At 72.4% G+C, this 9,488-nt stretch carries 11 protein-coding genes; 4 read left to right on the top strand and 7 right to left on the bottom strand.

The window, feature by feature from the left end; translation table 11 throughout:
- Positions 1-127 precede the first annotated feature (127 nt).
- The gene (locus tag E1286_RS43315; protein ID WP_132622619.1) at positions 128-991 is read right to left on the bottom strand and encodes a sigma-70 family RNA polymerase sigma factor; all 864 of its coding nucleotides are present in this window, start codon (positions 989-991) and stop codon (positions 128-130) included.
- A gap of 94 nt (positions 992-1,085) precedes the next feature.
- Between E1286_RS43315 and E1286_RS43310 the strand changes: the two genes are divergently transcribed.
- Positions 1,086-1,544 carry a carboxymuconolactone decarboxylase family protein gene (locus tag E1286_RS43310; RefSeq protein ID WP_132622617.1) on the top strand — a complete coding sequence of 153 codons (459 nt, stop codon included), beginning with the start codon at positions 1,086-1,088 and terminating at the stop codon, positions 1,542-1,544.
- A gap of 3 nt (positions 1,545-1,547) precedes the next feature.
- On the opposite strand, the gene E1286_RS43305 is transcribed toward E1286_RS43310, so the two are convergent.
- The 5 genes from E1286_RS43305 to E1286_RS43285 are packed head-to-tail and all read right to left on the bottom strand — an operon-like array spanning position 1,548 to position 6,103.
- Positions 1,548-2,711 (bottom strand): lipid-transfer protein, encoded by a 1,164-nt coding sequence (locus E1286_RS43305; protein WP_132622625.1) that lies wholly within the window; start codon positions 2,709-2,711, stop codon positions 1,548-1,550.
- Positions 2,708-3,106, bottom strand: a complete 399-nt coding sequence (locus tag E1286_RS43300) for a MaoC family dehydratase (protein WP_132622615.1) — start codon at positions 3,104-3,106, stop codon at positions 2,708-2,710. Before E1286_RS43300 ends, E1286_RS43305 begins: the two co-directional genes overlap by 4 nt.
- Positions 3,103-3,978, bottom strand: coding sequence for a bifunctional MaoC family dehydratase N-terminal/OB-fold nucleic acid binding domain-containing protein (locus E1286_RS43295; protein ID WP_132622613.1), 876 nt, complete (start codon positions 3,976-3,978; stop codon positions 3,103-3,105). The genes E1286_RS43300 and E1286_RS43295 overlap by 4 nt, the downstream gene beginning before the upstream one ends.
- Positions 3,975-5,129 carry an acyl-CoA dehydrogenase family protein gene (locus E1286_RS43290; RefSeq protein ID WP_132622611.1) on the bottom strand — a complete coding sequence of 385 codons (1,155 nt, stop codon included), beginning with the start codon at positions 5,127-5,129 and terminating at the stop codon, positions 3,975-3,977. The genes E1286_RS43295 and E1286_RS43290 overlap by 4 nt, the downstream gene beginning before the upstream one ends.
- A complete protein-coding gene (locus tag E1286_RS43285; protein ID WP_132622609.1) occupies positions 5,129-6,103 on the bottom strand; it encodes an acyl-CoA dehydrogenase family protein in 975 nt (324 codons plus the stop codon). Before E1286_RS43285 ends, E1286_RS43290 begins: the two co-directional genes overlap by 1 nt.
- A 241-nt stretch (positions 6,104-6,344) precedes the next feature.
- On the opposite strand from E1286_RS43285, the gene E1286_RS43280 reads away from it, so the two are divergent.
- Both E1286_RS43280 and E1286_RS43275 read left to right on the top strand, forming a co-directional pair.
- A complete protein-coding gene (locus E1286_RS43280; protein WP_132622623.1) occupies positions 6,345-6,932 on the top strand; it encodes a TetR family transcriptional regulator in 588 nt (195 codons plus the stop codon).
- A 78-nt stretch (positions 6,933-7,010) separates the two neighbouring features.
- The gene (locus E1286_RS43275; protein WP_132622621.1) at positions 7,011-7,952 is read left to right on the top strand and encodes an NADP-dependent oxidoreductase; all 942 of its coding nucleotides are present in this window, start codon (positions 7,011-7,013) and stop codon (positions 7,950-7,952) included.
- Between the two features lie 30 nt (positions 7,953-7,982).
- Here E1286_RS43275 and E1286_RS43270 read toward each other — a convergent pair whose 3' ends face one another.
- Positions 7,983-8,807, bottom strand: coding sequence for an SDR family oxidoreductase (locus E1286_RS43270; RefSeq protein WP_132622607.1), 825 nt, complete (start codon positions 8,805-8,807; stop codon positions 7,983-7,985).
- 115 nt (positions 8,808-8,922) lie between these two features.
- On the opposite strand from E1286_RS43270, the gene E1286_RS43265 reads away from it, so the two are divergent.
- The coding region (locus tag E1286_RS43265) for a TetR/AcrR family transcriptional regulator (protein ID WP_246075659.1) at positions 8,923-9,488 on the top strand (566 nt) is incomplete at its 3' end.

Raw genomic sequence — 9,488 nt, 5'->3', positions numbered from 1 at the left:
CCCTCAGGCGCGCCGCCGCCGCGACCGCCACCACGACTGGGCGTGGGAGGCGGTCGGATTCCTCATCTGCGTGGCGATCGCCATGATCGTGTTCTTCTTCATGGCGAGCTTCCAGAGCCCCTGACGGTCACGCCTTCACGCCGAGGCGGGCCAGCCGGTCTCCGTCGGCGAGGATGTCCAGCGCGACGACCTTGCCGCCGGCGACGGTGAAGGCCATGACCGAGAGCGGCCGGCCGTCCCGTACGGTGAGGACGCCCGGCACGCCGTTGACCAGCACCGGCCTGGCGAACTCGGCGAATCTGCGGAACATGAACGCCTGCTCGGCCACGGTGAGCGCCCCGCGCAGCTCGTTCCACGCCCCCGCGACGGGCCCGGAGTCGGTCCTGAGCACGACGTCGGGGTGGAGCACCGCCACGAGCGCGTCGAAGTCGCCGCCCCGCGAGGCCGCCAGGAACGCCTCGACCACCTCGCGCTGCCGCGCCACGTCGGGATCGGGCCGCACGGCCGCGCCCTGCACGCGGCGGCGGGCGCGGCTGGCGAGCTGCCGGGTGGCGGCCGGCGTGCGGTCGAGGACGGGGGCGATCTCGTCGAACGGCACGGCGAACATGTCGTGCAGCACGAAGGCCAGCCGCTCGGCCGGGTCCAGCGTCTGCAGCACGACGAGCAGCGCGAGCCCCACCGAGTCGGCGAGCAGCGCCTCCTGCTCCGGGTCGGCGCCCCCGGCCCCGCTGATCACGGGGTCGGGCATCCGGATCTCCAGCGGCTCCTCACGGCGGGTCTCCCGCGAACGCAACAGATTGAGGCAGACCCGGCCCACGACGGTCGTGAGCCAGGCGCCCAGGTTCCGCACGTCGCCGGTGGCGGTGCGCTCGAACCTCAGCCACGTCTCCTGCACCGCGTCGTCGGCCTCGCTGACCGACCCCAGCATCCGGTACGCCACGGCCCGCAGCTGACTCCGGTGCGCCTCGAACAGATCGTCACGGTCGGCCATCTGTCACATTCCTTCTCCGAGCGGTGTCATAGATGTGACCCCTATCCAACCGGACGGCTGCCCGCGCACCGCCCGGGCCCCTGAGGAGATCACCATGCACGCACGGATGAACCACCCCGCCGCCGTCCTGCCCGGCGCCATGCAGGCCCTGCACGCGCTGGGCCGCAGCGTTGAGGGCGCCGGTCTGCCGAAGGCGCTGCTCGACCTCGTCCACCTGCGCGCGAGCCAGATCAACGGCTGCGGCGTCTGCCTCGACATGCACGCCCGCGACCTGAAGAAGAACGGCGAGAGCGACGAGCGGATCTGGACGGTGGCCGGCTGGCGGGACGCGCCGTACTACAGCGACGCGGAGCGCGCGGCGCTCGCTCTGACGGAGGCCGTCACCCGGCTGAGCGACCGGCCGGAGGCCGTGAGCGACGAGGTGTGGAACGAGGCCGCCGACAACTTCGACGAGACCGAGCTGGCCGCGCTGCTCACCGCCATCGCCACGATCAACGTGTGGAACCGGCTCAACGCCGCCACCCGCCAGGTGGCGGGCGCGTGGAACGGCTGAGCATCACCCTGACGACAGGATCAGCCCGCTCGTGGGCACCCCCGTCCCGGCGGTGACCAGGACGTTCGTCACGCCCGCGAGCTGGTTGGCCGCGTCGCCCCGGAGCTGGCGGACGGCCTCGGCGATGCCGTTCATCCCGTGGATGTACGCCTCGCCGAGTTGTCCGCCGTGCGGGTTGACCGGCAGGGCGCCGTCCAGGGCGATGCCGCCGTCGCGGACGAAGCCGGGGGCCTCGCCGCGCCCGCAGAAGCCCAGCTCTTCGAGCTGCGTCAGGACGAACGGCGTGAAGTGGTCGTACAGGATGGCGGCCTGGACGTCCGACGGGGACAGACCCGACATTTCCCACAGTTGGCGAGCTACCACTGACATTTCCGGTAAGCCGGTCATGTCGTCGCGGTAGTAGCTCGTCATCATCATCTGGCCCGCCCCCGAGCCCTGGGCGGCGGCCGTGATCAGCGCCGGCGGGCGGCGCAGGTCGCGGGCGCGTTCCGCGGACGTCACCACCAGCGCCACGGCCCCGTCGCTCTCCTGGCAGCAGTCGAGCAGGTGCAGCGGCTCGGCGATCCACCGGGACGCCTGGTGCTCCTCCAGCGTGATCGGCCGCCCGTGGAACCAGGCCGCCGGGTTCGTCGCCGCGTGCCGGCGCATGGTCACCGCCACGCGGCCGAAGTCCTCGGAGGTGGCGCCGTACACGTGCATGTAGCGCCGGGCGAACATGGCCACCCAGGCGGCCGGGGTGATCAGCCCGTACGGCACGTGCCAGCTCATCTCCAGGCCCTGCGAGGTGGGCTCGCCGCTCAGCCCGGCGTTCGGCTGGCCGAAGCGGCGGCCGGAGCGCTCGTTGAAGGCGCGGTAGCAGACGACCGTGCGGGCCAGGCCGGTGGCCACGGCCATGGCCGCGTGCGCGACGGTTCCGCAGGCCGCGCCGCCGCCGTACTCGACGCGGGAGAAGAACGTCAGGTCGCCGACGCCCGTCTCACGCGCCACGGCGATCTCCTGGTTGGTGTCCTGGCTGTAGGTGACCATGCCGTCCACGTCGGCCGGCGACAGACCGGCGTCGTCCAGCGCCGCCAGCACGGCCTCGGCGGCCAGCCGCAGCTCGGAGCGTCCCGACTCCTTGCTGAACTCCGTGGCGCCGATGCCCCCGATGGCGGCGCGCCCGCTCAGCACCGTCCGTCCTCCTTCAGCGTGACCGTCCCGGTGGCGTGGTCGCCCAGGCTCACCCGCCCGTGAACCCGCACGGTGACCCGCCCGCCCGCGCGCGAGGTGACCGTACCGCCGAAGGTGAGCCGGTCCCCCGCGTACGCCGGGACGCCGAGCCGCACGTCGACGCGCTCGATGACGGCCCGCGGCCCCGCCCAGTCGGTGACGAACCGCTCGACCAGCCCCATGGTGGTCAGGATGTTGAGGAAGATGTCCTTCGAGCCCTGGGCGCGGGCGATGGCGGGGTCGTGGTGCACCGGCGTGAAGTCGCGGGTGGCCAGCGCGGTCGAGACGATGAGCGTGGGCGTGAGGTCGATGGCGAGCTCGGGCAGCGTCTCGGGCAGCGTCTCGGGCGTCATGCCTCCTCCGGGGTCCACAGCGGCAGGACGAGCCGGTCGTCCATCGGGCGGAACGTCACCCGCAGCGGCATGCCGACCTCGACCTTCTCGATGGGGCAGTCCACGACGTTCCCGACGATCCGTACGCCCTCCGGCAGCTCCACCACGCCCACCACGAACGGGAGCTCCCGGCCCGGCACGGGCGGATGGTGGTGCACGACGAAGCTGTGGAGGGTGCCGCGGCCGGTCGCGACCGCGTGGGTGCGGGCGGTCGAGCGGCAGGCCGGGCACATCGGACCGGGCGGGTGGCGCAGCGCGCCGCAGTCGGCGCACCGTTGGATGCGCAGCTCGCCCTGTTTCGCGCCCTCCCAGAAGAACGCGGTGTCCTGGTTGACCGCAGGCTGCAGCGGATACGGCTTCCCCACCTCGGGCGGGCGGAACTTGAGCACGCGGAAGAGCATCTCGGCGACGGGGCGGTGGTCCTCGTCGTACCAGGTGACGTTCCAGGTGGCGAAGAAGCCGACGCCGAGTGCCGTCCGCTTGGGGCCGGCCAGGTCCGTGAAGCGGGTGGCGGGCGTGAGCCGTTCGCCGAGGCGGGCGTAGCGGTGATAGGTCTGCCCGCAGTCGGTCGCCACCACGCCCGTGTAGCCGGCGTCGTCGAGCGCGGCCAGCACGTCGTCCACCGGCGAGCGGTCGCGGGGCGCGTCCATGGTCCACACCTGGGCCATGGCGGGCGGGGCGACGCCCTGCTCCAAGTAGACCGGGTTCGCGTCGCCCATGGCGGCCAGCCAGTGCCGGATCATGGGGGCGTTCACCGGGTCGGGGGCGGGGGCGCCGCGCACCTCGCCGAGTGCCGCCTGCTTGTCCGCGAGCTCGTGCAGCGGGTCCGTCATCGCGGCGGCCTCGGCAGGTTCAGGCCGAGCATGGCGATCAGCTCCCGCTGCACCTCGTTCACGCCGCCGCCGAACGTCAGCACCAGTCCGCCCTTCACCCCGCGGTCCATGCGTTCGAGCAGCTCGGCCGTCTCCGGGTCGGACGGGTCGCCGTGGCGGGCGAGGATGTCGCCGACGATCCGGCCGGCCTCCTGCGTGCGTTCGGAGCCGTAGATCTTGGTGGCCGAGGCGTCGGGGGCGCCCAGCCAGCCGAGGTCCATGTTCGCCGCGACCTGCCAGTTGAGCAGCTCGTTGGTGCGGAACGCGGCCCACACGCGGGCGAGCGCCCGGCGCACGTCCGGGTCGCCGTCCAGGCCCGTACGGCGCGCCCAGGCGAGGAAGCGGTCGTAGGTGTGGCCGAGGCTGCCGGCTGGGCCGAGGGTCACGCGCTCGTGGTTGAGCTGGTTGACGATGAGGTCCCAGCCGCGGTCCACCTCACCGACCACCATGTCCACCGGGACCCGCACGTCGGAGTAGTAGGTCGCGTTCGTGTGGTGGCGGCCGTCCATGGTGATGATCGGGGTCCACGAGAAGCCGGGGTCGTCCGTGGAGGCGATCATCATCGTGATGCCCTTGTGCTTCTTGGCCGAGGGGTTCGTGCGGGCGGCCAGCCAGATGTGGTCGGCGTGGTGGCCGCCGCTGGTGAAGATCTTCTGGCCGTTGACGACGTAGTGGTCGCCGTCGAGCACCGCGGTCGTCCGCAGCGAGGCCAGGTCGGTGCCCGCCTCGGGCTCGCTGTAGCCGATCGCGAAGTGGCACTCTCCGGCGAGGATGCGCGGCAGGAAGAAGTCCTTCTGCCGCGGCGTGCCGTACTGCATGAGGGTCGGCCCCACGGTCTGCACGGTGATGATCGGGTACGGCACCCCGGCGCGGGCGATCTCGTTGGCGAAGATCTGCTGCTCCAGGGGGCCGTAGCCGCTGCCGCCGTACTCCTTCGGCCAGCCGAGGCCGAGCTTGCCGTCACGGCCGAGCCGCCGGCAGTGCTCCATGTACGCCTCGCCGAACGGGTCCTGGGCGATCTCGGCCCGCTGCTCGGGGGTGAGGCAGGTCCTGAAGTACTCGCGCAGCTCGTCGCGGAGCCCGCGCTGCTCGGGGGTCAGGTCGATCAGCATCAGACGAGCGCTCCGATCAGGTCGAGCTGGGCGTCGGCGCCGCCGAGCAGGTGCGTCAGGTGCTTGCCCCGGGCGAAGTAGCGGTGCAGCGGGTACGTCACGTCGAGCCCGAGCCCGCCGTGCAGGTGCTGACAGGTGTAGAGCGCGGTGAACCCCTCACAGGCGTGGTACGCGGCCAGCGCCACGTCCCGCTCGGCCGGCAGCCCCTCGCCCAGCCGCCAGACCGCCGCCCACATGGCCACGTCGAGCACCCGTCCCGCGATGTAGACGTCGGCGACCTGCATGGTCACCGCCTGGAACTCGGCCAGTGCCCGCCCGAACTGCCGGCGCGTCCTGACGTGCGACGTGGTCAGCTCCAGCGCGCCGGCCAGCACGCCGCTCGCCTGGGCGGCCGCCGCGGCCGTGAAGATCCGTACGGTGTCCGCGACCGCCTCGATCCCGGCCACCCGCTCCGCGGGAGCGCCGTCGAACACCAGCGTGGCGGCGGGCTCCCCCGTGGAGGTGTACTCCTGGACCGTGGACGTCGGCTCCGCCAGGAACAGCCCCTCGTCGGCGGTGACCAGCGTCGCCGCTCCCGGGTACGGCACGGTGGCCTTGCGGCCGGTGAGCGTCCAGTCGCCGCCCTCCCAGCGCGCGGTCGTCAGGGGCGGGTCGGTCAGGGCGCGGCCGGGCTCGCGCAGCGCGAGGGTGACCCGGTCGGCGCAGCGCCGCTGCTGGTCGAGGGTGCCGTGACGGGCGAGGGCGAGGGTGCCGGCGAGCGTGGGCAGGGCCGGCACGGGTGCGGCCCGCGCGCCCGTCTCGCGCAGCACCACGGCCATCTCGACCGGGCCGAGCCCGGCGCCGCCCGCCTCCTCCGGCACGCAGACGCCCAGCAGCCCGGCCTGGCGGAGCCGTTCCTCGTCCCCCTCCTTGGCGAGGACCTCGGCGGCCAGCTTCCTCAGGTCCTGCTGGGTTTCGTCGAAGGTGAAGTCCACGGGTCCTCCAGCAAGTGCTAGGTCAACCGAATCGGAAACTAGAACAGATTCCAATCTCTGTCCAGCGACCCCCCGCGTCGGTAATGCGCGATATAGGGCTGTAACGCCGAGGACATGGGTCGATTCGGCTTCTTTGTGACCCGCTGGTAACAAGCCGTGCCTTCGTGAAATCAGATAACGTGTTCTCATGCGTCCCACGCACGCGACCGTCGCCGCGCCCTCCAGCGACGCCGAGGCGACCATGGAGAGCCACCCCGCGCAGAGCGTCCGTACGCGCAGCCAGCACCAGCGCCGCAAGCGCATCGTCCAGGCCGCCGCCGCGCTCGCCTCACGTGGCGGGGTCGAGGCCATGCAGATGCGCACGGTCGCCGAGCGCGCGGGCGTGGCGCTCGGCACGCTCTACCGCTACTTCCCGTCCAAGATGGACCTTGTCGTGGCCGTGGTCGGCGAGGAGCTCGACCTGCTGGAGAGCAGCATCGACCGCCGCCCGCCCGGGGCCGCCACCCCGGCGAGCCGCGCGGTCGACGTGCTCATGAGGGCCACCCGCGGGCTGATGCGCGAGCCCGAGCTCGCCGACGCGCTCATCCGGTCATTGATCATGGCCGACGTCGAGACCCCGTTCGGCGACCGCATGACGGGGCTGCTGCTGCGAGTTTCCGCCGACGGGCTGACCCTGGCCGCCGCGAGCGAGGAGCAGATCGACCTCGCCGGCTCGCTGGCCAGCGTGTGGGTGCAGGAGCTGCTGGAGATGCTGCGCGGGCGTCGCACGTACGACCAGATCCAGCGGCGCATCGAGACCGCCGCCGCCCGCCTCTTCGCCGACTTCTGACCGGTTTTTACCCGATCGTCGCCCGCTGCCCGCTCGCGTCCCGGACGCCGAGCCAGCAGGCTGGAACGCATGACGACGATGAAGGCGATCAGCCAGGACGCCCTGGGCGGTCCTGAGGTGCTGCGGATGGTCGAGGTCGACAAGCCGGTCCCCGGCCCCACCGAGGTGCTCGTACGCGTGGAGGCCGCCGGGCTCAACCCGACCGACTGGAAGACGCGGGCGAGCGGCGGGGTGCTGCGGCTGGCGCCGCCGTTCGTGCTGGGCTGGGACGTCTCGGGCGTGGTGGAGGATTCCGGCGTGGGGCAGGCGCTCTACAAGCCGGGCGACGAGGTGTTCGGCATGCTGCGCTACCCGCAGGGCCACGGGGCGTTCGCCGAATACGTGACCGCGCCGTCGCGCCACTTCGTGCGCAAGCCGCGGGCCGTCGACCACGTGCACGCCGCCGCGATCCCGCTCGCCGGGCTGACCGCCTGGCAGGCGCTCGTGGACGTGGCCGGGCTGAGGGCGGGCCAGCGGGTGCTCATCCACGCCGCCGCCGGCGGGGTCGGGCACCTGGCGGTGCAGATCGCCAAGGCGCGCGGTGCCCACGTGATCGGCACGGCCGGCGCCGCCAAGCACGACTTCCTGCGCGGGCTCGGCGCCGACGAGCTGGTGGACTACCGCGAGCAGGACTTCGCCGAGGTCGTACGCGACGTGGACGTGGTGCTGGAGACGATCGGCGGCGACTACGGGCCGCGCTCGCTGCGGACCATGCGCCCCGGCGGCACGATCGTCTCGCTGGCGATCAGCCTGCTCGACCCGGGCCTGCACGCGCGGGCGCAGGAGCTCGGCATCCGGTCGGAGGCCATCCTGGTCGAGCCCGACCACGGCGCGATGCGCGCGCTGGCCGCGCTGGTGGACGCGGGCGCGCTGCGCCCGGAGGTGGCCGCCGCCATGCCCCTCGCGGACGCCGCCAAGGCGCACGAGCTCGGCGAGACCAACCGCACCACCGGCAAGATCGTCCTCACCGTCCCGGACTGACCGCCCGCACGTCGGCCCGCGCCTGGACGGTCAGGCGTGGGCCGCGTCCGTCCTGGGGGCGAGGTCCTTCTGGGCCTCCACCTCGGCGAGCCGGTCGGCGAGGGCCGAGCGGACCATGCCGTAGGCGTCGGAGCCCAGCAGCAGCCGGCGCGGGGGCTCGGCGGCGAGAGCCGCCTCGATCATGGCGGCGGCGACCTTCCGCTGGTCGCCGATCAGGTTGGCCGGGTCCATGTCGCCGCGCGCGATGTCGGCGCGGTCGGCGTACGCCGGCAGCGGGTCGGTGGTCTGGACGGCGTCGTAGAAGGTGTTGGCGATCATGCCAGGCTCGACCAGGACGGTGCGGATGCCGAAGGGCTCCACCTCCGGCGCGAACGCCTCGAAGAACCCTTCGATGCCCCACTTGCCGGCGTGGTAGAGCGAGAAGCCCGGGAACGTGATGTGCGCGCCCATGCTGGACACCTGCACGATGCGCCCGCCGCCCTGGGCCCTCAGGTGCGGGGTGACGGCGCGAGCCAGGTGGATGCTCGCGGTGAGATTGGTGGCGACGAGGCTTTCGACCTCGGCGTCCGTGTGCTCCTCCGCCGCGCCCATGATGCCGTAGCCGGCGTTGGAGACGACCACGTCGATGCGGCCCAGCTCGGCGAACGCGGCGTCGACGACCTGACGGAGCCGAGCGGTGTCGGTGACGTCCAAGGCGCGGCGCCACAGCCGGTCGCCGTACACCTCGGCCAGGTCGTCGAGCTGCTCGGGCCTGCGGGCGGTGGCGGCCACGCGGTCTCCGCGGGCCAGCAGCTGCTCGGTCAGCTCACGGCCGAAGCCTCGGGACGTACCGGTGATGAACCAGGTGGTTGCCATGTCAGTACCTAACTAGTTGGAGAACTTCTTGACCATACACTAACCAGATGGGGAAAATCCAACATCGGGTTCCCGCTCCCCGTCCGACGAGGTTGTGGAGGATTTCGTGGCACGCATGACGAAGGCGGAGCAGTCGGCCGCCACCAAGGCGCGGCTGCTCGACGCCGCCGTCGAGGAGTTCCAGGAGCACGGCCTGGCGGGGGGCCGCGTCGACCGCATCGCCGAGCGCGCCGGGGTGAACAAGCGGCTGATCTACATCTACTTCGGCGACAAGGACGGGCTCTTCGACGCCGTCATCGTCCGGGACGTCGAAACCATGATCGACGTCGTGCCCATCACCCAGGACGACCTGCCGGGATACGCCGTCTCCCTCTACGACTACCTCGAAGCCAACCCGACCGTGGGACGCCTGCTGACCTGGCGCAACCTCGAACGCATCAAGGCCTCGGACATCGAGTACGACGCGTACCGCCGCAAGGTCGACGCCGTCGCCCAGGCCCAGGCCACCCTCGCGCCCGGCTCCACGCACGCGCCCGCCGACGTCCTGGCCCTCATCCTCGGCCTCGTGCAGAGCTGGAGCCAGGCCTCCCCCGCACTGCGCGACCTCGCCGGCGCCGACGATCCCGCCCGCGCCGGACAACGCCGCCACAGCCTCCGTGAAGCCGTGAGCCGCCTCATCAC

Origin of the sequence: Nonomuraea terrae (assembly GCF_004348995.1) — a bacterium.
Classification (GTDB): Bacteria; Actinomycetota; Actinomycetes; order Streptosporangiales; family Streptosporangiaceae; genus Nonomuraea; species Nonomuraea terrae.
The sequence above is the reverse complement of the archived record's forward strand: the minus strand, read 5'-3'. Positions and strand labels throughout refer to the sequence as shown.

Bases quoted from the DNA above. Each gene is read 5' to 3' on its own strand.
- E1286_RS43315 (WP_132622619.1), bottom strand. From the start codon at position 991: ATGGCCGACCGTGACGATCTGTTCGAGGCGCACCGGAGTCAGCTGCGG.
- E1286_RS43295 (WP_132622613.1), bottom strand. From the start codon at position 3,978: ATGACGGACCCGCTGCACGAGCTCGCGGACAAGCAGGCGGCACTCGGC.
- E1286_RS43300 (WP_132622615.1), bottom strand. From the start codon at position 3,106: ATGACGCCCGAGACGCTGCCCGAGACGCTGCCCGAGCTCGCCATCGAC.
- E1286_RS43280 (WP_132622623.1), top strand. From the start codon at position 6,345: ATGGAGAGCCACCCCGCGCAGAGCGTCCGTACGCGCAGCCAGCACCAG.
- E1286_RS43290 (WP_132622611.1), bottom strand. From the start codon at position 5,129: ATGCTGATCGACCTGACCCCCGAGCAGCGCGGGCTCCGCGACGAGCTG.
- E1286_RS43270 (WP_132622607.1), bottom strand. From the start codon at position 8,807: ATGGCAACCACCTGGTTCATCACCGGTACGTCCCGAGGCTTCGGCCGT.
- E1286_RS43310 (WP_132622617.1), top strand. From the start codon at position 1,086: ATGCACGCACGGATGAACCACCCCGCCGCCGTCCTGCCCGGCGCCATG.
- E1286_RS43275 (WP_132622621.1), top strand. From the start codon at position 7,011: ATGAAGGCGATCAGCCAGGACGCCCTGGGCGGTCCTGAGGTGCTGCGG.